We start from the raw sequence: 21,858 nt of genomic DNA on the forward strand, positions 1-21,858 counted from the left end.
GAGCGACATGTTGCGACACCTGTCCGTGCTGACCGCCTGCGCCCTGTGCCAGGCGGCCGTGGCCGGCACCATCTACAAATGCGTCGAAGCCGGCCGCACCAGCTACGGCGACCGTCCCTGCGCGCATGCGGCGCGCGGCGCCGAACTCGCGATCCAGGCCACGCCGGTCCCGGACCCCGAGGTACTGGCGCGCCTGGCCGCCCAGCGCGAACTCGTGCTGGAACTCGACAAGCAGCGCGCCGCGCAGTCCGACCGCGAGGAGCGCGAATCGGTGCGCGCGCGCCGCGATGCCGCCGCCCAGGCGCGCCGCTGCGCCAGGCTGCGCCTGCAGGGCAAGTGGGCCGAGGAGGATGCGGCGCGCAGCGAGCGCGAGCAGGCGGGCGCGGCGCGCATCAAGGCGAGGCGCCAGGCCGAAGCGCTGGCGGTGGAATGCCCGGCCTGACGGTCCTGTCGCGCTGGCTGCTGTTCGGCGAATGGCGCGCCCATCCGGTGCGCGCACTGGTGGCGGTGCTGGCCATCGCGGTCGGGGTCGCGATGGGCTTCGCCATCCACCTCATCAACGCCGCCGCCTTCAATGAATTCTCCGCCGCCGTCAAGAGCCTGTCCGGCCAGGCCGACATCCAGGTCAGCGGACGCGAACCCCTGTTCGACGAAGCCGTCTATCCGCGCCTGGCCGCCGACCCGGAGGTCGCGGTCGCCTCGCCCATCCTCGAAGTCGCCGCCGGCGTGCCCGGCAAACAGGGATCGCTGCGCATCATCGGCATCGACGCCTTCCGCGCCGGCTTCATCGCGCCCGACCTGATCGGCGTGCCGGACGAAGGGCGCACGATCGACGTGCTGGCCGACGACGCCCTGTTCCTGTCACCGGCGGCCGAGGCCTGGCTCGGCGCCGGGAAAGGCGAGCGCCTGCTGCTGCGCGCCGGCACCATGGACGTGGCGCTGCGGGTGGCCGGTCCGGTGCAGCGCGCGCGCGCCGGCCAGCGCCTGGCCGTGATGGACATCGGCGCCGCCCAGTGGCGCTTCGCGCGCCTGGGACAGCTGTCGCGCATCGACCTCAAGCTGCGCGACGGCGTCGACCGCGCCGCCTTCCGCCAGCGCCTGGCCGCGACCCTCGAACGCGCGTTCCCCGGCCGCTTCACGGTCGGCCAGCCGAACGACGAGGACCAGGAAAGCCGCACCGACAACATGAGCCGCGCCTACCGCGTCAACCTGACGGTGCTGGCCCTGGTGGCCCTGTTCACCGGCGCCTTCCTGGTGTTCTCGACCCAGGCGCTGTCGGTGATCCGCCGGCGCAGCCAGTTCGCGCTGCTGCGCGTCCTGGGCCTGGAGCGCGGCCAGCTGCTGCGCCAGGTACTGCTCGAAGGCGGCAGCCTGGGCGTGGCCGGCGCCCTGCTCGGCGTGGCGGGCGGCTACGGGCTGGCCGCCGCCGCCCTGCATTTCTTCGGCGGCGACCTGGGCGCCGGCTACTTCCCCGGCATCCGGCCGCAGGTCCGCTTCACGCCGCTCGCCGCCTTCGTCTTCTTCGCGCTCGGCCTGGGCGTGGCCTTGCTCGGCTGCCTGGTGCCGGCGCTGGAGGCGGCGCGCGCCCGCCCGGCGGTGGCGATCAAGTCGGGCGCCGACGAGGGCGCGCTGGCGCGCCTGGCGCGCATCTGGCCCTCGCTGGCCTGCCTGCTGCTGGCCGCCGTCTTCGCCTTCGCCCCGCCGGTGTTCGAGCTGCCGCTGTTCGGCTATTGCGCGATCGCCCTGCTGCTGGTCGGCGGCATCGGCCTGATGCCGCGCTTCGCCGCCCTGTCCTTCCGCGCCATCGAAGCCCTGGTATTGCGCCTGCGGCGCCGGCCGCCGGTCCTGGCGCTGTCGCTGGCGCGCCTGGCGAACGCCCCGGGCCAGGCCTCGATCGCGCTCGGCGGCGTGCTGGCCAGCTTCAGCCTGATGGTCGCGATGGGCATCATGGTGGCCAGCTTCCGGGTCTCGGTGGACGACTGGATGGGCCACATCCTGCCGGCCGACCTGTACGTACGCACCGCTGAAGGCGGCAACACCGGCTTCCTCACCCCTGGCCAGCAGGCCGCGCTGGCCGCGGCGCCCGGCGTGGCGCAGATCCAGTTCCTGCGCACCCACCGGGTGGCGCTGGCGGCCGACCGCCCGCCGGTGGTGGTGATCGCGCGCGACATCGATGCGCGCGACGCGGGACGCCTGCTGTACCTGGTCGGCAAGGCCGCGCCGGTGCCCGAAGGCGCGCGCCCGGCCTGGGTCTCGGAGGCGATGCTCGACCTGTACGGCGTACGGGTCGGCGCGCCCCTGCCGCTGCCGCTGGGCGGTGCGCAGGCGCCCTTCTTCGTCGCCGGCGTGTGGCGCGACTACGCCAACCAGTCCGGTTCGGTCGTGGTCCGCCTGTCCGACTACCGCGCGCTCACCCGGGAGGGCGCGGTGACCGACGCCGCCCTGTGGAGCGCGCGCGCAGGCGACGTCGAACGGCTCGAACACGCCGTCCGCGCCCTGCCCTTCGGTCCCGCGCTGCAGATCATGCGTCCCGGCGACATCCGCGCAGCCAGCCTGAAGATCTTCGACCGCAGCTTCGCCGTCACCTACCTGCTGGAGGCGATCGCGATCGCGATCGGCCTGTCCGGGGTGGCGGCCAGCTTCTCGGCCCAGACCCTGGCGCGCTCGCGCGAGTTCGGGATGCTGCGCCATGTCGGCGTCACGCGCGGCCAGGTGCTCGGGATCCTGGCCTTCGAGGGCGGGCTCCTGACCTCGCTGGGCGTGGCCTGCGGGTTCGCGCTCGGGCTGGTGATCAGCCTGATCCTGGTCTACGTGGTCAACCCGCAGTCCTTCCACTGGAGCATGCAGCTGCACCTGCCCTGGCCGCTGCTGGGCGGCGTGGCGGCCGTGCTGGTGGCGGCCTCGGTGGCCACGGCCCTGGTCTCGGGCCGCCATGCGCTGTCCCAGGGACCGGTGCGCGCAGTGAGGGAGGACTGGTGAAGCGTCTCATCGTCGTCATGCTCGTGCTGCTGGCCCAACTGGCCCACGCTGTCCCGCCCGATTTCGCGCCGGTGGTCCCGGGCTCGAACCTGTCCTTCCCGCGCGACTACGGCGCCCATCCGGAATTCCGCACCGAGTGGTGGTATGCCACCGGCTGGGTCGAGACGCCGGACCGCAAGCCGCTCGGCTTCCAGGTGACCTTCTTCCGCAGCCGCACCGAACACGACCCGAACAATCCCAGCCACTTCGCCCCGCGCCAGCTGGTGATCGGCCATGCGGCGCTGTCGGATCCGGCGGTCGGGCGCCTGGTGCACGACCAGCGCAGCGCGCGCGAAGGCTTCGGCCTGGCCTGGGCCCGGCCCGGCAACACCGACATCAAGCTGGACGACTGGCGCATGGTGCGCGAGCCGAACGGCAGCTACCGGGTCACGATCCGCTCGAACGAAGTGACGCTCGAGCTGCGCCTGCGCCCGACCCAGCCGGTGCTGGTGCAGGGCGACGGCGGCTATTCGCGCAAGGGCCCGAGCCCGCGGCACGCCAGCTATTACTACAGCGAGCCGCAGCTCGAAGTCAGCGGCAGCGTGGGCCGCTCCGGCATGGCGCCGGTGGCCGTGAAAGGCAGCGCCTGGCTCGACCACGAGTGGTCGAGCGAGCCCCTGCAGCCGGAGGCGGCGGGCTGGGACTGGATCGGCGCCAACCTCGACGGCGGCGGCGCCCTGATGGCTTTCCAGATACGCGGCAAGCGAGGTGGTAAACTATGGGCGCACGCAACGGTGCGCGACGCGTCGGGGAAGGTGACGCGCTACGCGCCGGAGCAGGTCAGTTTCACTCCGCAGACACGCTGGAAGTCGCCGCGCACCCAGGCCGAATACCCGGTCGGCACGGAAGTCTCCACCGGCGCGCTGCGCTGGCGTATCCTTCCCCTGCAGCCGGACCAGGAACTCGATTCGCGCCGTTCGACCGGCGCGGTCTACTGGGAAGGCGCGGTGACGGTCGAGCGCGACGGCAAGCGCGTCGGACGCGGCTACCTGGAAATGACCGGCTACGTGCAGCCGATGAAGCTATGATTTGACGAGAACAACAAGCGACACGATGACCAAGCGTTCCACCAGCAGCACCGACACCGAGACCTCCCGCAAAGGCAGCCTGGCCACCCTCAAGGGCCTGGTCCCCTTCCTGAAACCCTACCGCCGCCAGTTCATCCTGGCCGGCATCGCGCTGCTGTTCGCCGCCGGCGCCACGCTCGCGATTCCGGCCGCGTTCAAGCAGATGATCGACCATGGCTTCGGCGCCTCGGCCGGCGGCCAGAGCATCCAGCACGTCGACGCCACCTTCCTGGCCCTGTTCGGCGTGGCCGCCGTGCTGGCGATCGCCACCGCGGCGCGCTTCTTCACCGTCTCCTGGCTGGGCGAGCGCGTCACCGCCGACATCCGCAGCGCGGTCTACCGCCACGTGGTCCACCAGAGCCCCGAGTTTTTCGAGACCACCCGCACCGGCGAGGTGCTGTCGCGCCTGACCACCGACACCACCCTGATCCAGACCGTGGTCGGCACCAGCATCTCGCTGGCGCTGCGCAACACCCTGCTGTTCCTGGGCGGCCTGGTGATGCTGTTCGTGACCAGTCCCAAGCTATCCTCGATCATCCTGGGCCTGCTGGTGCTGGTGGTGCTGCCGATCGTGCTGTTCGGGCGGCGCGTGCGCAAGCTCTCGCGCGACTCCCAGGACCGCATCGCCGACGCCTCGGCGCTGGCCGGCGAGATCCTCAATGCGATGCCGACCGTGCAGGCCTTCACCCACGAGGGGCGCGAGGCCGGCCGCTTCGGCGCCTCGGTCGACGAAGCCTTCCACACCGCGATCCGGCGCACCCGCGCGCGCGCCGCGCTGACCATGATGGCGATCCTGCTGGTGTTCGGCGCCATCGTGTTCGTGCTGTGGCTGGGCGCGCACGCCGTGCTGCGCGGCGAGATGACCGGGGGCGACCTCGGCCAGTTCATCCTGTACGCCTCGATCGTGGCCGGCTCGATCGGCGCGCTGTCCGAAGTGATGGGCGACGCCCAGCGCGCGGCCGGCGCCACCGAGCGCCTGCTGGAGCTGCTGGCGGCGCGCTCCGACATCCAGAACCCGGCCCATCCGAAGGCGCTGGCCGCGCGCACCGCGAACGGCGCCCGCGTGACCCTGGCGGACGTCACCTTCTCGTATCCCTCGCGCCCGGAATCGGCGGCGCTGTCGCACCTGGCGCTCGACATCCGCCCCGGCGAGACCGTGGCCGTGGTCGGCCCGTCCGGCGCCGGCAAGACCACCCTGTTCCAGCTGCTGCTGCGCTTCTACGACCCGCAGGCCGGCGCCATCCTGCTCGACGGCGTCGACATCCGCGACCTCGACCTGCACGCCCTGCGCAACGCGATCGGCATCGTGCCCCAGGACACGGTGATCTTCTCGGCCGACGCGCTCGAGAACATCCGCTACGGCCGTCCGGACGCCCTGGATGCCGAGGTGTACGCCGCCGCCAGGATGGCCGCGGCCCACGAATTCATCGAACGCCTGCCGCAGGGTTACCAGTCCTTCCTGGGGGAGCGCGGCGTGCGCCTGTCGGGCGGCCAGCGCCAGCGCATCGCGATCGCCCGCGCGCTGCTGAAGAACCCGCCGGTGCTGCTGCTGGACGAAGCCACCAGCGCTCTCGACGCCGAGTCCGAGCGCCTGGTCCAGCGCGCGCTGGAGGCGGCCATGGTCGGCCGCACCACGATCATCATCGCGCACCGCCTGGCGACGGTGCAGCGCGCCAACCGCATCGTGGTGCTGGACGAAGGCCGGATCGTGGAAGCCGGCACCCATGCCGAACTGGTGGCCCTGGGCGGCGTGTACGCCAACCTGGCCGCCCTGCAGTTCCAGGCGCACGCGCACGCCGCGGCCTGAGCCCGGGAGCTTGTCGAAGCGTCAGCTGTCTGTTAATTATCGTGTTGCATCCAGACACAAATTGATGCCCGCAGGGCAGTCTTTGTTGCCCTGAAAAAACTTCGCACGGTATGATGGGATCACCTCCCCCGATCCCATCGTCCCATGAAACACAGTAGTTTCCACCCCGCCAACTGGAGCGTCGGCACGCGCATCAGCGCCATCACCTTCGCGCTGGCGAGCGCCGTCATCGCGGTGCTGGTGGCCGCCATCACCCTCTCCACCTCGACGATGCTGGAGCAGCGCGCCCGGCAGAGCGTGGAGAACGAGCTGAAAGGCGTGGCGGGCACCGTGCAACTGTTCAACAAGACCGTCAGCGGCCAGGCCGTAAGCTTCGGCCACATCTTCCGCGCCGGCCTGCCGGGCAGCCTCGAACTCGATCCCGAGGCGTCCAGCGAGATCGGCGGCCGGCAAGTGCCCGCCCTCAAGCTCGACGGGAACAAGCTGAACCTGGACTTCAGCGCGCCCGACGCCTTCACCGAACAAACCGGCGGCAACGCCACCATCTTCGCCCTGGCCGGCGAGGAATTCGTGCGCATCAGCACCTCGGTGAAGAAGGAAGACGGCGCGCGCGCCGTCGGCACGGTCCTCGACCGCGCCAGCCCGGCCTACGCGGCGCTGCGCGCGGGCCGCACGTATATCGGCCTGGCGACCCTGTTCGGCAAGCAGTACGTCACCCAGTACGAACCGGCGCGCGACGCCGCCGGCAAGCTGGTCGGCGCGCTGTACGTCGGGGTCGACATCTCGAAGGACCTGGCCAGCCTGAAGGAGCGCATCCGCGCGATCAAGGTCGGCGAGACCGGCTACTTCTATGTGCTGGACGCGGCCCCGGGCAAGCACCATGGCGACCTGGTCGTGCACCCCGCCAGGGAAGGCCGGAACATCCTCGACAGCCGCGACGCCGACGGCCGCTTCTTCATCAAGGAAATCCTCGCGAAGCGCAACGGCAGCATCGTCTACGACTGGCGGAACCCGGACGAAGCCAGCCCGCGCCAGAAGTTCGTGGCCTACGCCGAGGTCAAGGAGTGGAACTGGGTGATCGCCGGCGGCACCTACCGCGACGAGATCACCGCCGCCGCCGGCGCGCTGCGCAAGCGCTTCATCCTGCTGGGCCTGGGCGCCCTGGCCCTGCTGTCCGGCGTGGTGCACCTCGTGGTGCGCCGCAGCGTGTCGGCGCCGCTGGCCGAGGTGCGCGACGTCGCGATGCGCATCGCCGAGGGCGACCTGAGCGCCCAGGTCGAGACCAGCCGCCGCGACGAGATCGGCCGCCTGACCGGCGCCATCAATGCGATCGGCGCGCGCCTCTCCAGCGTGGTGGGCAGCGTGCGCGAAGGCGCCGAGCAGATCGCCCATGCCTCCCAGGAGATCTCGGCCGGCAACCTCGACCTGTGCGGCCGCACCGAACAGCAGGCCGCCAGCCTGGCCAGCACCGCCTCGTCGATGGACCAGCTGACCTGCACCGTGCGCCAGAACGCCGACAACGCGCGCCAGGCCAACCAGCTGGCGCTGAGCGCCTCGCAGGTGGCCCAGAAAGGCGGCAGCACCGTGGCCCAGGTGGTCGAGCGCATGGATTCGATCAACCAGGCCTCGCGCAAGATCTCGGACATCACCGGCGTGATCGACGGGATCGCGTTCCAGACCAATATCCTGGCGCTGAACGCCGCCGTCGAAGCGGCGCGCGCCGGCGAACAGGGGCGCGGCTTCGCCGTCGTCGCCAATGAAGTGCGCAGCCTGGCGCAGCGCTGCGCGGCCGCCGCCAGGGAGATCAAGGGACTGATCGAGGCCTCGAACGGCGAAGTCGCGGCGGGCAGCCGCCTGGTGGCCGAAGCCGGCGTCACGATGAACGAGGTGCTGGCCAGCGTGGGGCGCGTCACCGACATCATGGCCGAGATCAGCGCCGCCAGCCAGGACCAGACCCGCGGCATCGAGGAAGCGAACCGCTCGATCCTCGCCATGGACGGCACGACCCGGCAGAATGCCGCCCTGGTCGAGCAGGCCAGCGCCGCCGCCCAGGCCATGAGCGAGCAGGCCGATTCGCTGGCGCGCGCGGTGCGCCGCTTCCGTCTGGCCGGCAACGACGCCATGCCGGCCCTTTCCCGGTAGGGTCGGCGGGTTTTCGGTGTACAGTAGCGGGCTCCCGCCCAAGGAGTCCGCCTTGAACGAATCCGACCTGCTGCGCCGCAGCCATACCATCATCCCCGGCCACCGCGTGCGCCGTCCGGCCGAGATGTACGCGGCCATAGCCGCCTGGTGCGAACAGCACGACGTCGAGCACGACGTCTACGGCAGCGGCGCCCTGCTCCAGCAGTTCGAGCGCAAGGTGGCCAGCCTGCTGGGCTTCGAGGCGGCGGTGTTCTGCATCAGCGGCACCATGGCCCAGGTCACGGCGCTGCGCCTGGCCTGCGAGGACCGCGGCAGCCGCCTGGCCGCGCTGCACCCGACCTCCCACATCTTCGTGCACGAACGCTCCAACTACCAGCTGCTCGGCCATTTCGACGCGCTGCAGGCCGGCGACCGCCACCGTCCCTGGACCGTGGCCGACCTGGAGGCGATTCCCGACCGCCTCGGCGCGGTCGGGCTCGAGATCCCGATGCGCGAGATCGGCGGCCAGCTGTCGTCCTGGGACGAGCTGGAAGCGATCAAGGCCCACTGCCGCGCGCGCGGCGCGCACCTGCACATGGACGGCGCCCGCCTGTGGGAAGCGGCCGCCGGCCATGGCCGCGGCGTGGCCGAGATCGCGGCCGGCTTCGATTCCGTCTATGTCTCGCTGTACAAGGGCATCGGCGGCCTGGGCGGGGCGATGCTGGCCGGCAGCCGCGGGTTCGTGGCGCGCGCCGCGGAGTGGTTCCGGCGCGAAGGCGGCAACGTGATCCACCGCTCGCCCTACGTGGTAGCGGCGGCGATGCAGTTCGATGCGCGGCTGGCGGCGATGCCCGACTACTTCCGCCGCACGCAGTTCTTCTACGAGGCCCTGCGCGCCCATCCGCAGATCCGGGTCAACCCGGCCGCGCCCCAGGCCAGCATGCTGCACCTGCACCTGCCGGTGGGGCGCGAGCGCACGCTCGCCATCCGCGATGCGCTGGCGGCGCAGGAAGGCATCTGGATGTTCAACCGGGCGGCGCACGGCGCGCTGGCGGCGGCCAGCGTGGCCGAGATCCATGTCGGCGACAACCTGCTGGCCATGGCCGACGACACGCTGCGCGCGGCCCTGGCGACATTCGCCGACCGCCTGGGCCATGCTGCCTGAGTTACAATGGCGGGCTTCATAGAAGGAATGTAATGCGCCAATACCTTGAATTCATGCGCCATGTGAAAGAGCACGGCGCCGTCAAAACCGACCGCACCGGCACCGGCACCCTGTCCGTGTTCGGCTACCAGATGCGCTTCGACCTGCAGCAGGGCTTCCCGCTGCTGACCACCAAGAAGGTGCACCTGAAGTCGATCATCCATGAGCTGATCTGGTTCCTGCAGGGTTCGACCAACGTCGCCTACCTGAAGGAACACGGCGTCACCATCTGGGACGAATGGGCCGACGCGAACGGCAACCTGGGTCCGATCTACGGCTACCAGTGGCGCAACTGGCCGACGCCCGATGGCGGGCATGTCGACCAGATCGCGCAGGTGCTGGACCAGATCAGGAACAATCCGGACTCGCGCCGCATGATCGTCTCGGCCTGGAACGTGGCCGACGTGCCGCAGATGAAGCTGCCGCCCTGCCATGCCCTGTTCCAGTTCTACGTGGCCGACGGCAGGCTGTCCTGCCAGCTGTACCAGCGCAGCGCCGACATCTTCCTGGGCGTGCCGTTCAATATCGCCTCGTACGCGATCCTGACCCACATGATGGCCCAGCAGGCCGGCCTCGAGGTCGGCGACTTCGTCTGGACCGGCGGCGACTGCCACCTCTACTCGAACCACCTGGAACAGGTCGACCTGCAGCTGTCGCGCGAGACCCGCGAACTGCCGCGCCTGGTCCTGAAGCGCAAGCCGGACTCGCTGTTCGACTACCGCTTCGAGGATTTCGAGGTGAGCGGCTACGATCCGCATCCGCCGATCAAGGCGCCGGTCGCGGTCTGAAACGTCAGGGATGCACAACAAGGCGGCATCCCGGCTTGACAGCGGGCTTGCGAGGCGACAACATTTGTTAGTTGAATCATTATGAATGCGAGGACTTGACCATGTGCATCACCGCGACTTCCCACTCCAACGCAGCAAAGGTGCGCTGATGGCCCGTCTTGCCCTCGTGGTCGCGGTCGATGCCCAGAACGGCATCGGCGTCGACAACCAGCTCCCCTGGCACCTGCCCGAAGACCTGGCCCATTTCAAGCGCGTCACGCTCGGCAAGCCCATCATCATGGGCCGCAAGACCTTCGATTCCATCGGACGTCCGCTGCCCAAGCGCCGCAACATCGTCATCACCCGCAACAGCGCCTGGCGCCATGAAGGGGTCGAGACCGCGCCCTCGCTCGAGGCCGCGGTCGCGCTGCTCGGCGGCGAGCCGGCCAGCATCATCGGCGGCGCCCAGGTCTTCCGCGAGGCGATGGACGTGGCCGACGAGATGATCGTCACCCACATCGCCCACAGCTTCCGCTGCGACACCTTCTTCCCGGCCATCGATCCCGCCGCCTGGGTCGAAACCGCGCGCGAAACCCACCATTCCGACGCCGGCGGCTACGACTACGCCTTCGTCACCTATGCCCGCAGGGAGGGTCCTTGACCTCCGGCCAGCCGGTCCGTCCGCCCGGCTCGCGCGGCGGCGACGGCTTCGCCGGCAAGGTCGCGGTCCTGATCGCCGTGCTGGCGACCCTCGGCACCCTGTTCGCTTTCCTGGGCAGCGCCTCGCACAACGACGCCGCCATGTACAAGACCAGCGCGGCGATCGACAAGACCAGCGCCGCCAACGCCTGGAGCCACTACCAGGCCAAGTCGAACAAGCAGAACCTGGCCGAACTGGCGTCGAACCTGCCGGGCGTGAACCACCTGCGCTACCGCGACGAAGTCGCGCGCTACCAGGCCGAAAAGGAAGTGATCCGCAAGGAAGCCGAGCGCTGGGAAGCCTCGTCGACCGAGTGGAACCAGCGCGCCGAGAACGAGCTGCACCGCCAGCGCCAATGGGCGGCGGCCTCGGTGGCCCAGCAGATCGCGATCTCGCTGGCCGCCATCACCCTGCTGGCGCGCCGCACCTGGCTGCTGACCCTGACCTGCGCGGTGGCCGCCTTCGGCATCACGCTGGGGATCTTCGCCGCCCTGCACACGGCGCCCTCCATGCTGTCGCCGATTCCGCTGCTCAGCGCCCTGGGCGCCGCCGCCCTGACCGAAGTATTCCGGCGCATGGGCCGGCGGCTGGACACCTAGTCCGCCCGCGCGGCCGCTCATGTGCGCCAGCATTTGCCGACTGTGGTTAACCTAGCAAAATAATTTGCACCGAAGTCCGCAATTTCTGCGAAAATCCGCTTCTTCTTTTTTTTGGTGCCGTGCGCGGCGGCCGGGCCTGCCGGAATGCCCGGTGAGACCAGCCGCTTGCACGGCGCTTCGCTTTGGAGCTGTCCATGAAATTTCGTTTCCCCATCGTCATCATTGACGAGGACTTCCGCTCGGAGAACACCTCCGGTCTCGGCATTCGCGCCCTTGCAGCCGCGATGGAACAGGAAGGCATGGAGGTCCTGGGCCTGACGAGCTATGGCGATCTCTCGCAGTTCGCCCAGCAGCAGTCGCGCGCCTCGGCCTTCGTGCTCTCGATCGACGACGAGGAATTCGGCGGCGGCACCCTCGAAGAGACGAATTTCGCGCTGACCGGCCTGCGCGCCTTCGTGCAGGAGATCCGCCACAAGAACTCCAACATCCCGATCTATATCTACGGCGAGACCCGCACCAGCCGCCACATCCCGAACGACATCCTGAAGGAGCTGCACGGCTTCATCCACATGTTCGAGGACACCCCGGAATTCGTCGCGCGCCACATCATCCGCGAAGCGAAGGCCTACCTGGACAGCCTGGCGCCGCCATTCTTCCGCGCGCTGGTGAACTACGCCTATGACGGCTCCTACTCGTGGCACTGCCCGGGCCACTCGGGCGGCGTGGCCTTCCTGAAGTCGCCGATCGGCCAGATGTTCCACCAGTTCTTCGGCGAGAACATGCTGCGCGCCGACGTCTGCAACGCGGTCGAGGAACTCGGCCAGCTGCTCGACCACACCGGCCCGGTGGCCAAGTCCGAGCGCAACGCCGCGCGCATCTACAACGCCGACCACTGCTACTTCGTCACCAACGGCACCTCGACCTCGAACAAGATGGTCTGGCACTCGACCGTGGCGCCGGGCGACATCGTGGTCGTGGACCGCAACTGCCACAAGTCGATCCTGCACTCGATCATCATGTGCGGCGCGATCCCCGTGTTCCTGATGCCGACCCGTAACCACCTCGGCATCATCGGCCCGATCCCGCTCGAAGAGTTCACCCCCGAGTCGATCGCCCGCAAGATCGAGGCGAATCCGTTCGCGCGCGACGCCGTCAACAAGAAGCCGCGCATCCTGACCATCACCCAGTCGACCTACGATGGCGTGGTGTACAACGTCGAGACCCTGCGCGAAATGCTGGACGGTAAGATCGACACCCTGCACTTCGACGAAGCCTGGCTGCCGCACGCCGCCTTCCACGACTTCTATCGTGACATGCACGCGATCGGCCGCGACCGTCCGCGCGCCAAGCAGTCGATGATCTTCTCGACCCAGTCGACCCACAAGCTGCTGGCCGGCCTGTCGCAGGCCTCGCAGGTGCTGGTGCGCGAATCGGAAACGGTCAAGCTGGACCAGGACGCCTTCAACGAGGCCTACCTGATGCACACCTCGACCTCGCCGCAGTACTCGATCATCGCCTCCTGCGACGTGGCCGCGGCCATGATGGAAGCCCCGGGCGGCACCGCCCTGGTCGAGGAATCGATCCTGGAAGCGCTCGACTTCCGCCGCGCCATGAAGAAGGTGGACGCCGAATTCGGCCAGGACTGGTGGTTCCAGGTCTGGGGCCCGGACGTGCTGTCGGAAGAAGGCATCGGCGAGCAGAAGGACTGGATGATCCACGCCGAGGACGAGTGGCACGGTTTCGGCAAGCTGGCGCCGGGCTTCAACATGCTCGACCCGATCAAGGCCACCATCGTGACCCCGGGCCTGGGCCTGGACGGCAAGTTCGGCGAGACCGGCATCCCGGCCTCGATCGTGACCAAGTACCTGGCCGAGCACGGCGTGATCATCGAGAAGTGCGGCCTGTACTCCTTCTTCATCATGTTCACCATCGGCATCACCAAGGGCCGCTGGAACACCCTGGTGACGGCGCTGCAGCAGTTCAAGGACGACTTCGACCGCAACCAGCCGATGTGGCGCGTGATGCCGCAGTTCGCGGCCGCCAACCCGCGCTACGAAAGCCGCGGCCTGCGCGACCTGTGCACCGAGATCCACTGCTTCTACAAGCAGTACGACGTGGCGCGCCTGACCACCGAGATGTACCTGTCGGACATGGTGCCCGCGATGAAGCCGTCGGACGCCTTCGCCAAGATGGCGCACCGCCAGATCGAGCGCGTCGCGATCGACGAGCTGGAAGGCCGCATCACCGCGATCCTGCTGACGCCTTATCCGCCGGGCATTCCGCTCCTGATCCCGGGCGAGCGTTTCAACCGGACCATCGTCGACTACCTGCGCTTCGCACGCGACTTCAACGAGCGCTTCCCGGGCTTCGAGACCGACGTGCACGGGCTGGTCCGGCGCGTGGTGGACGGCAAGCTGGGGTATTTCGTGGATTGCGTGAAGCAGGACGCGTAAGCCGCCCTGGCTGGATGACAGGCCCGGATGCGTTCCGGGCTTTTTTTTGCGCCCGATGTCACGATCGCCGCCTCCCGCTCGTCCTTGCTGTATCCCCAGCTTCCAAGGACGCCATGCACGCCACCGCCGAGCCCCTGCCTCTCCCATTGCGCAGTAGCGAACAGCCCACACCTGCGGTAAGCTCCCGCCGCATGGACACCCTCGATTTCGATTACACCGGTTTCTTCGCCTCCCGCCGCCGTCGCCTGCAGCGGATCGCCTACCGCATGCTGGGCTCGGTCGCCGAGGCCGAGGATGTGGTGCAGGACGCCTGGCTGCGCTGGCATGCGGCCGACCGCGATGCCGTACTGGAACCCGAAGCCTTCCTGGTGCGCACCGTCACCCGGCTGTGCCTGGACGTGCTGAAGTCGGCCCGCGTCAAGCGCGAGGAATACATCGGCCCCTGGCTGCCCGAACCCTTCATCGATCCGGACGACGACAGCGACGACATCACCCTGCCCCTGATGCTGGCGATGGAACGCCTGTCGCCGCTCGAGCGCGCCGCCTTCCTGCTGCATGACGTGTTCGAGCTCGACTTCAACGAGGTGGGCGACGCCATCGGCCGCGAGAGCGCCGCCGCGCGCCAGCTGGCCAGCCGCGCACGCATCCACGTGCAGGCCGCGCGCCCGCGCTTCCCCGTGGCCGAGGACCAGCAGAAGGAAATCGCCGCGGCCTTCTTCGCCGCCTCGCGCAATGGCGACCTGGGCCAGCTCAAGCGCCTGCTGGCGGACGACGTCGTGTTCTACGGCGATGGCGGCGGCAAGCGCCAGGCGGTGGTCAATCCGATCGTGGGTCCGGACAAGGTCTCGCGCCTGCTGGGAGCAATGTCCTCGAAGGCGGGATGGGATACGGCGGAGGTGCTGTGCGACACCACCATCAACGGGCTACCCGGAAGGGTCAGCGCCGAGAACGACGACATGCTCCAGACCATTGCGCTGGAAATCGATGGCGGCAAGGTGAAGGGGATCTACGTGACCCGCAATCCCGACAAGCTCGGGCACCTCGACCGGGCATCCTTCGCCCGGCATTGAGGCCGTCCCCGGGGGAGCGGCGCGGCGGGCCGGCGCCCGGGCGCGCCGCCGGCCGCGATCAGGCCTTGGGCAGGGTGACGCCGTGCTGGCCCTGGTACTTGCCGCCGCGGTCCTTGTACGAGGTCTCGCAGACCTCGTCGCTTTCGAAGAACAGCACCTGGGCGCAGCCTTCGCCGGCATAGATCTTGGCGGGCAGCGGCGTGGTGTTCGAGAATTCCAGGGTCACGTAGCCTTCCCATTCCGGCTCGAAGGGGGTCACGTTGACGATGATGCCGCAGCGGGCATAGGTCGACTTGCCGAGGCAGACCGTCAGCACGTTGCGCGGAATGCGGAAGTACTCGATGGTGCGGGCCAGCGCGAACGAATTCGGCGGAATGATGCAGACGTCGCTCTTCACGTCGACAAAGGAATTCGAGTCGAAATTCTTCGGATCCACGATGGTGCTGTTGATGTTCGTGAACACCTTGAACTCGTCCGCGCAACGGATGTCATAGCCATACGAGGACGTACCGAACGAGATGATCCTGCGGCCATCCTGTTCGCGCACCTGCTGCGGTTCGAAGGGCTCGATCATGCCGGTTGCCTCCGCCATGCGGCGGATCCATTTATCGCTCTTGATTGTCATTGTCTGAATTCCAGGCTGGGAGAAAATCCAGCGATTTTACGCGAAATGGCAACGCCGGTCTCCCCGGGGAGATTGGTGTTGCCAGCATGGCAATTTGTTTGTACGATGGGAGTGCTTAACTCATCGACTGGAGACACACATGCACCATGCATCAAAGGCCTTGCTGGTAGCGGGCTTGCTGATCCTCGGCGGTTGCAGCACCGCCCCCACCACGGAGGCGCCGGCGGTGGCCGCCGACCCGAAACTCGCGGCCGTGACGCCGGACGAGAACCTGATGACGGGTTCGCGCATCCCGAAACGCCAGGGTACCGACCGCATGCTGAAGACGGTCGGCGCGCAGGAGGCGCGCGACGCCATGGATGCGGCCCCGCGCCCGATGAACAGCCAGTAGCAAGCTAGCCCGCCTCGGCCACCCTAAGCGGCCGGGCCACCGCTTCGCCCAGCAGGCGCACGATCATTTCGTGCGTCAGCAGCGCCGTGTCGGCCGGCTTTTCGAGCGGATACAGGTGGCTGCCCTCGATCGTCACGAGCCTGTCGCCGACCAGCTTGCGGGTGGCGGCCAGCCCGGCCTGGCGCAGCTCCTCGGAATGGGTACCCGCGATGAAGCCGACCGGCACCGGGAACGGCGTCCGGATCACGGCGCCCATGTGGTGCGGCAGCGTGTTGTAGATCTCGGATTCGACCTCGCGCGAAAAGCGCAGTTCCACCCCTTCCGGATGCGGCTTCAGGCCATGGTCGAGATAATCGTCCAAGGCTCCCGGCGCCCAGGCCTGGAACATCGGCTTGGCGATGAAATGCTGGTAGGCGGCCGCGCGGTCGGGCCAGTGGATGCGGCGCCGCTCCGAGAAGCGCGCCGGCGAAAAGCGCGAGCCCCAGCCGCGCAGCTTGGCCAGGCGCCAGACGAAGGCGCGCCAGCCCGCCACCACCGGGGAATCGAGCATCACGACGCAGCGCGCCAGGTCCGGCCGCTGCTTCGCCGCCATCATGCTCAGCATGCCTCCCAGCGAGTGCCCGACCAGGATCGCCGGCCGCCCGTAGCTGCCGAGGTGGGCGATCAGTTCCTCCACCAGCCCATGCCAGCCATCGCCCACCGGGTAGCGCGGATCGTGGCCGTGCATGTCGAAGGCGTGCACCTCGTAGTGGGTGCGCAGCGCGTCCAGCATGCGGCTGTAGGTACCGGCGGGATAGCTGTTCCCATGGGCGAAATGGAGCAAGGGTTTGGTCATGGACTAGGGCCGGCGCGCGGCCAGTGGTGGATCACGGCGGACCATTGTAATGGGACTCGCCGGCCCGCGGACCTCCTTTAGAGGGAAACCCCTACTGTGATGGTCGCGACATAGCCCTGGCTGGCATTGCCTGTTACGCTCGCCATCTGCAGCGCCGTGCCGTCGCTGAACACGTTGTCGGTCGCATAGCTGATGCGCGCCAGGTTGCTCGCGCTGGTGCCGTAGCCCGACGCCGTATAGGCCTCGTTCAGGCTCGCCATCGGGAAGGTGAACTGCGAAGTCTTGATGCGGTTCGATGCGCTGTTCGCCTTCGCCAGGGTCGGGTAGACCTCGAAGTGCACGTGCGGCATGCGTCCGTCGTAGCAGCCGGGGAAGATCGTCGTGAACGTGACCAGTCCCTGGCTGTCGGCCTCCTGCACGCCGCGCAGGTAGTTTTCGTTCGTGATCCCGCTCGAATACATCGAGTAGCCGCCCTCGCGGGTACAGTGCCACAGGTAGACCGCGGCGCCGGTGGCCGGCGCGCAGTCGCTGACGACGTTCACCAGTTGCAGGCGGATGGTCAGCGGCACGCCTGGCGCCGTGCCGCTCGCGCCGGCGACGCTGGTGCGGATATCGCTGCGCACGATGCCCGACAGGATCAGCGCGTTCGCCACCCCGTTGGCGTTGCGGTTGCTGCCGTCGCCCGGATACGGGCCGCCGGTTTCCTCGGGAATCACCGCGCAGGCGGCGCTGGTACTGCCGGTGCCGCTGGTGCCGGTGCTGCCGGTGGTGGTCGAGGTCGAGATGCCGAAGCCGCTGTCGGCGCCGCTGCCGCCGCAGCTGGCCAGCGGCACCGCGGCCGCGCCGGCGAACAGCCAGCGCAGCGACTGGCGGCGGCTGGCGGGCTGGGCCAGCATCTTCTCGAGGTCGAGGGCAAGGCCGTGATCGTGGTAGTCCATGGGGTCTCCGTGCTGTCCGGTTTATTGGCGGGCGCCGCGCTGCTGCGGCTTCTTGAGCTGCTCGCGCTGCTCCGCGGTCAGGAGCGCCATGATCCGGGCGTCGGTGCGCAGGCGCAGGATTTCCTGGTCGGCGATCGCCTGGCCCAGCGCCTGGGCGTGCGGGGCGGCCTTCGACTGTTCGAATTGCGGGGCGCCGCGCAGCGCGCGCAGGGCTTCGCGCGCCTTGCGTTCGGTCTTGTCGAGCTCGCGCTGCTTCGGCGCCTGCTCGTGCAGGATCGCGAACACGCGGTCCTGCTGCGCTTCGCTCAGGTCGAGGCCGCGCAGATGCGGCAGGCCGCCCGGGCCGCGGCGCTCGTGAGCACGCCCTTCCGACGGTGCACCGTCCTGGCCCGGACGCGCGTCGCCGCCCGGCGGCATCGGCTGGGCCAGCACGGCCGGGGTGGCGAGAAGGCAGGCGGCGAAGGCGGCCGCGGCGCGGAGGGAAGTCAGTGTCATGGTGGTGTCCTCGTGTGTATCGGAGCCGCCATTCTCTGGCCCGGCCATGTAAAGCGCTTACAAGCAAGGTAAATCCACGTAAATATTCCTGTGCAACAACTTGGATAGGCGGCGCACTTTGCTATCCTTGCGCCATGAGCCATGTATTACTGATCGACGATGACGTCGAACTTGTCGGAATGTTTGCTGAATACCTCGAACAGGAGGGTTTCAGCGTTTCCTGCGTCCATAACGGCGAGGACGGCGTGCGCGAAGCGCTGGCCGGCCATCACGCCATCGCCATCCTCGACGTGATGATGCCGGGCATGAGCGGCATCGACGCCCTGCGCCAGATCCGCGCCGCCAGCCGGATGCCGATCCTGATGCTGACCGCGCGCGGCGACGATGCCGACCGCATCCTCGGCCTGGAACTGGGCGCCGACGACTATGTCGCCAAGCCCTGCACGCCGCGCGAGCTGACCGCCCGCGTGCGCGCGATCCTGCGCCGCACCAATGCCGCGCCGGACAACGGCCCCGGCGTGGTGCTCACCGTGGGCAAGCTCACCATGCTGCCCGAGCAGCGGCGCGCCACCTGGGACGGCGCGCCGCTGGACCTGACCAGCACCGAATTCAACCTGCTCGAAGTCCTGGCCCGCAACGCCGGCCGCCCGGTGAGCAAGAACGAGCTGTCCGAGCAGGGCCTGGGCCGCCCGCTGGCCCGCTTCGACCGCAACATCGATGTCCACCTGAGCAGCCTGCGCCACAAGCTGGGGCCGCTGTCCGACGGCCGCTCCTGCCTGCAGACGATCTACCGCCAGGGCTACCAGTTGATCAGGGACTAGCATGGGGCGCTTGTTCTGGAAGTTCTTCCTGTCGATCCTGCTGGCCCAGGTCGCCGCCACCATCGGCATCGGCGGTGCGTTCTGGCTGCGCGACCAGGCGCGCCAGCGTCAGGTGCCGGTGCTCGACACCGGACCGCCGGCCGCGATCGCACTCGACGCCGCGGCGGCCACCCTGAAGCACGGCGGCGCGGCCGCGCTGCGCGACATGCTGGGCGAGATCCGGCGTCCGCAACTGTTCGTGCTGGACGAGAGCCTCCGCGAACTGCGGGGGCGCACCGTGCCGGGCGAGCTGCTCGGCGAAGTCGAGCGCGAGCTGGGCAGCGGCGACCAGGTGCGCGGCGCGCGCCGGCTGGTCGGACCGGACGGCGCCCGCTATACCGCCTTCGTGTCGCGCCAGTTCGGCGGTCCGCCGCCCGAAGCCCGTGGCCGCGGCCGGCCGGACGGTCCGATCCCGGGCCTCTTGCCCGGCATGGATCCGGGATTCGGACGCCGGGTCGGCCAGGTGGCCGGCATCGTCGCGGCGATCCTGGCCAGCCTGCTGTTCGCCGCCCTCCTCGCCTGGTATTTTTCGCGGCCGATCCGCGCCCTGCGCGGGGCCTTCGAGGCGGCCGCCGCGGGCGACCTGGCGCCGCGCTTCGGAACCCGTCCCACGGGCGGCGACGAATTGAGCGACCTCGGACGCGACTTCGACCGCATGAGCGGCCAGTTGCGGGCCCTGATGGACGGCCAGCGGCGCCTGCTGCACGACGTCTCGCACGAGCTGCGCTCGCCGCTGGCGCGGCTGCAGGCGGCGGTCGGCCTGGCCCACCAGCAGCCGGAAAAGATCGGGTCGTCGCTGGAGCGGATCGAGCGCGAGAGCATCCGCATGGACAAGCTGGTCGGCGAACTGCTGACCCTGTCGCGGCTGGAGGCCGCCACCGGCATCGCGCGGCGCGAACCGGTCGACCTGGCCGAACTGGTCGACGCGATCGTGGAGGACGCGCGCTTCGAGGCCGGCGATGCCGGGCCGCGCGCGGGCGATCCGCGCATCCTGGTGGAAGCGGAAAGCGTGACGGTCGCGGGCGATCCCGACCTGCTCTGGAGCGCGCTGGAGAACGTGGTGCGCAATGCGCTCAAGTATGGCGCCGGCGGCGTCATCCGGGTCCTGGTCGGCATGGACCACCAGAGCGCCCGGGTCGAGGTCCTGGACCGGGGTCCGGGCATTCCGGCAGCCGAGCTAGGCAACATCTTCCAGCCCTTCTACCGCGCCAACCCGACCGGCGCCGCGGTCGATGGACATGGACTGGGACTGGCGATCGCCCAGCGCGTCGTGCACGCGCATGGCGGCGAGATCCGCGCGGCGAACCGCGGGGACGGCGGCCTGGCGGTGACGATCACCTTGCCGCGCGCATGAGATCGGGCTGGACGAAGGGACGGGCGGCGCCGGCTGCATCGAGTCGCGCCCCGCGCACTGGCCGGCTGCCCACGTCCTGGTGACATTTCTGCAATGCCGCCGCCGCGCCATCCCGGGGGAAGTTCGAAACAGGCTGCAGGCCGGGACTGGTGCGTGGCATTCCGAAGACATCCTTGCCCGCGGAGCTCGTGAGCGTCAGCGTTCCCCCGGCGGACCACCTCCCCGGCGCCAGGATGGCCTGCGCTTCCGGACAACGCAGGGTGGCTTACGCGACATTTTCATCCGGCGTCATCGGCCTCCGTTCTTGAGCAGATAGACCGTGCTGGTTTCACGCACGTGCCCCAGGCGGTGCTGCAGTTCGGGGACTGTCAGCCCATGCTCGGCCTCGATCCGGGCGTAGCTCACGCGCAGCGCGGAGATGCCGAGGTGGGTCAGGTGATCCAGCCCCGCACGTTCGAGCACTTTCCGGACCTGGCGCCAGACCGTGGACGGCGCAAGACGCCCGCCTTCGGACGACGCGGGAAAGAATTCCTTCAGGGCGCCCAGGCCCGCTTCTTCCCTGGCCTTGAACCACTGTTCGACGAAGGGAACGGCGGCTTCGCGAATAGGAACCGCGCGGCTCAGGTGGCGATGGTGCACCATGACGATCGGTGCGACCTCCCGCAGGAAGACATCCTTCGCATCGAGGTGGATCGTTTCTTTTAACTTCAACCCGGTGCCCAGGGAGAGCGCCAGCAAGGCGGCATCCCGGGTTTTCTTCCAGGTTCGTGGCGTCGGCAATGCAGCCAGAAAAGCCCGCTCCTCCTCCTCGTTGGCAAAGCCGGTCGTTGCAGCGAGTTTCTCGGGATAGCTGTAGCGGTCGCGCAGACGGAATGCCGGCGACACCTTGAGCGCGCCCGCATGCACCAGGTACGCGTAGAAGTCATCCAGGAAGCAGGCGTAACGCTTCGCCGTATTCAGGTTCTTCTGATTGCTCAAGAACCGGTTGATCGTCATTGGCGAGGCATGGAGAAGGTCTTCGTTCGCTTCATCGGCCAGCGATTCGAGCTTGTTCAAGATGGCCTCGAATACAGTCAGGGACGAGTCTCTGTAGTCCTTGCCTGCTCCGACTGAATAATCCAGTAGTAGCTTTCTCACCGGCTTCATTGTGCACGCTCCTGTTGGCTATATCAGTAAGTACGATATGTGAAGTTTACGCCAATTTTTACGGGAAATGTGAGAAATATTGTTTCTAAGTGTTTGATTATTATGGATATAGCGAACACAACCCAGGCATGGTCCGTGACATCGCGGCGACGTGGCGAGCCCAAGATAATTGCAATTAACGCAAGTGTTTTCCTGGTCGCGGTTTTCCTGGGGTCGTGCCCCTCTCTTTCCGTTAATTGCGTTTTTCGAAATATAGCGGGCTGGTGGTATGGCGCCGATTCTGCTGGTGTACGGCCCCTACTTTTCCGTTAATTGCGCTTTTTGAAAATAGGAACAGGCCGCGTCCGCTTTCCGTTCAGGCGCCCTCTCTTTCCGTTAATTGCGTTTATATAGGACGCGCAGGCGATG

At 68.4% G+C, this 21,858-nt stretch carries 19 protein-coding genes; 14 read left to right on the plus strand and 5 right to left on the minus strand.

Features of this window, described 5'->3' with window-relative positions; all coding sequences use genetic code 11:
- The first annotated feature begins 7 nt into the window (after positions 1-7).
- The 11 genes from H162_RS0103570 (at position 8) to H162_RS0103620 (ending at position 14,806) form a co-directional block, all read left to right on the plus strand.
- Positions 8-442 (plus strand): DUF4124 domain-containing protein, encoded by a 435-nt coding sequence (locus tag H162_RS0103570; protein ID WP_020652073.1) that lies wholly within the window; start codon positions 8-10, stop codon positions 440-442.
- The gene (locus H162_RS0103575) at positions 430-2,979 is read left to right on the plus strand and encodes an FtsX-like permease family protein (protein WP_020652074.1); all 2,550 of its coding nucleotides are present in this window, start codon (positions 430-432) and stop codon (positions 2,977-2,979) included. Before H162_RS0103570 ends, H162_RS0103575 begins: the two co-directional genes overlap by 13 nt.
- 17 nt (positions 2,980-2,996) lie before the next feature.
- Complete coding sequence (locus H162_RS0103580; RefSeq protein WP_040786368.1) at positions 2,997-4,046, plus strand: lipocalin-like domain-containing protein; 1,050 nt, start codon at positions 2,997-2,999, stop codon at positions 4,044-4,046.
- A 25-nt stretch (positions 4,047-4,071) separates the two neighbouring features.
- Entirely contained in the window at positions 4,072-5,892 is a 1,821-nt protein-coding gene (locus H162_RS0103585; RefSeq protein ID WP_020652076.1) for an ABC transporter transmembrane domain-containing protein, read from the plus strand.
- 144 nt (positions 5,893-6,036) lie between these two features.
- Positions 6,037-8,034: a methyl-accepting chemotaxis protein gene (locus H162_RS0103590; RefSeq protein WP_020652077.1), complete on the plus strand. Its 1,998-nt coding sequence runs from the start codon at positions 6,037-6,039 to the stop codon at positions 8,032-8,034.
- Positions 8,035-8,086: 52 nt separating this feature from the next.
- Complete coding sequence (locus H162_RS30030; RefSeq protein WP_020652078.1) at positions 8,087-9,178, plus strand: threonine aldolase family protein; 1,092 nt, start codon at positions 8,087-8,089, stop codon at positions 9,176-9,178.
- 32 nt (positions 9,179-9,210) lie between these two features.
- Entirely contained in the window at positions 9,211-10,005 is a 795-nt protein-coding gene (locus tag H162_RS0103600; RefSeq protein ID WP_020652079.1) for a thymidylate synthase, read from the plus strand.
- 148 nt (positions 10,006-10,153) lie between these two features.
- Positions 10,154-10,645 carry a dihydrofolate reductase gene (locus H162_RS0103605; protein WP_020652080.1) on the plus strand — a complete coding sequence of 164 codons (492 nt, stop codon included), beginning with the start codon at positions 10,154-10,156 and terminating at the stop codon, positions 10,643-10,645.
- On the plus strand, positions 10,642-11,283 hold the full coding sequence (locus H162_RS0103610; protein ID WP_020652081.1) for a DUF4337 domain-containing protein: 642 nt from the start codon (positions 10,642-10,644) through the stop codon (positions 11,281-11,283). The genes H162_RS0103605 and H162_RS0103610 overlap by 4 nt, the downstream gene beginning before the upstream one ends.
- A gap of 194 nt (positions 11,284-11,477) precedes the next feature.
- Positions 11,478-13,736 (plus strand): arginine/lysine/ornithine decarboxylase, encoded by a 2,259-nt coding sequence (locus tag H162_RS0103615; protein ID WP_020652082.1) that lies wholly within the window; start codon positions 11,478-11,480, stop codon positions 13,734-13,736.
- A 191-nt stretch (positions 13,737-13,927) separates the two neighbouring features.
- The gene (locus H162_RS0103620; RefSeq protein ID WP_020652083.1) at positions 13,928-14,806 is read left to right on the plus strand and encodes a sigma-70 family RNA polymerase sigma factor; all 879 of its coding nucleotides are present in this window, start codon (positions 13,928-13,930) and stop codon (positions 14,804-14,806) included.
- A 58-nt stretch (positions 14,807-14,864) separates the two neighbouring features.
- On the opposite strand, the gene dcd is transcribed toward H162_RS0103620, so the two are convergent.
- Positions 14,865-15,431 (minus strand): dCTP deaminase, encoded by a 567-nt coding sequence (dcd, locus tag H162_RS0103625; protein ID WP_020652084.1) that lies wholly within the window; start codon positions 15,429-15,431, stop codon positions 14,865-14,867.
- Between the two features lie 139 nt (positions 15,432-15,570).
- On the opposite strand from dcd, the gene H162_RS0103630 reads away from it, so the two are divergent.
- Positions 15,571-15,822, plus strand: a complete 252-nt coding sequence (locus tag H162_RS0103630; RefSeq protein ID WP_020652085.1) for a hypothetical protein — start codon at positions 15,571-15,573, stop codon at positions 15,820-15,822.
- A 4-nt stretch (positions 15,823-15,826) separates the two neighbouring features.
- Here the strand turns inward: H162_RS0103630 and H162_RS0103635 are convergent, their stop codons facing one another.
- The 3 genes from H162_RS0103635 to H162_RS0103645 all read right to left on the minus strand — a co-directional run bounded on the left by H162_RS0103635 (position 15,827) and on the right by H162_RS0103645 (position 18,090).
- Entirely contained in the window at positions 15,827-16,657 is an 831-nt protein-coding gene (locus H162_RS0103635) for an alpha/beta fold hydrolase (RefSeq protein ID WP_040786345.1), read from the minus strand.
- A gap of 77 nt (positions 16,658-16,734) precedes the next feature.
- Positions 16,735-17,595, minus strand: coding sequence for a dioxygenase family protein (locus H162_RS0103640; protein WP_020652087.1), 861 nt, complete (start codon positions 17,593-17,595; stop codon positions 16,735-16,737).
- A 21-nt stretch (positions 17,596-17,616) separates the two neighbouring features.
- Positions 17,617-18,090, minus strand: coding sequence for a Spy/CpxP family protein refolding chaperone (locus H162_RS0103645; RefSeq protein WP_020652088.1), 474 nt, complete (start codon positions 18,088-18,090; stop codon positions 17,617-17,619).
- Between the two features lie 134 nt (positions 18,091-18,224).
- On the opposite strand from H162_RS0103645, the gene H162_RS0103650 reads away from it, so the two are divergent.
- Together H162_RS0103650 and H162_RS0103655 are read left to right on the plus strand one after the other, a co-directional pair.
- Complete coding sequence (locus H162_RS0103650) at positions 18,225-18,911, plus strand: response regulator transcription factor (protein WP_020652089.1); 687 nt, start codon at positions 18,225-18,227, stop codon at positions 18,909-18,911.
- Position 18,912: 1 nt separating this feature from the next.
- Positions 18,913-20,304: a sensor histidine kinase gene (locus H162_RS0103655; protein WP_020652090.1), complete on the plus strand. Its 1,392-nt coding sequence runs from the start codon at positions 18,913-18,915 to the stop codon at positions 20,302-20,304.
- A 288-nt stretch (positions 20,305-20,592) separates the two neighbouring features.
- On the opposite strand, the gene H162_RS0103660 is transcribed toward H162_RS0103655, so the two are convergent.
- Positions 20,593-21,360 (minus strand): tyrosine-type recombinase/integrase, encoded by a 768-nt coding sequence (locus H162_RS0103660; RefSeq protein ID WP_169444431.1) that lies wholly within the window; start codon positions 21,358-21,360, stop codon positions 20,593-20,595.
- Between the last annotated feature and the right edge of the window lie 498 nt (positions 21,361-21,858).

The sequence above is a fragment of the Massilia niastensis DSM 21313 genome, assembly GCF_000382345.1.
Taxonomy (GTDB): domain Bacteria; phylum Pseudomonadota; class Gammaproteobacteria; order Burkholderiales; family Burkholderiaceae_D; genus Telluria; species Telluria niastensis.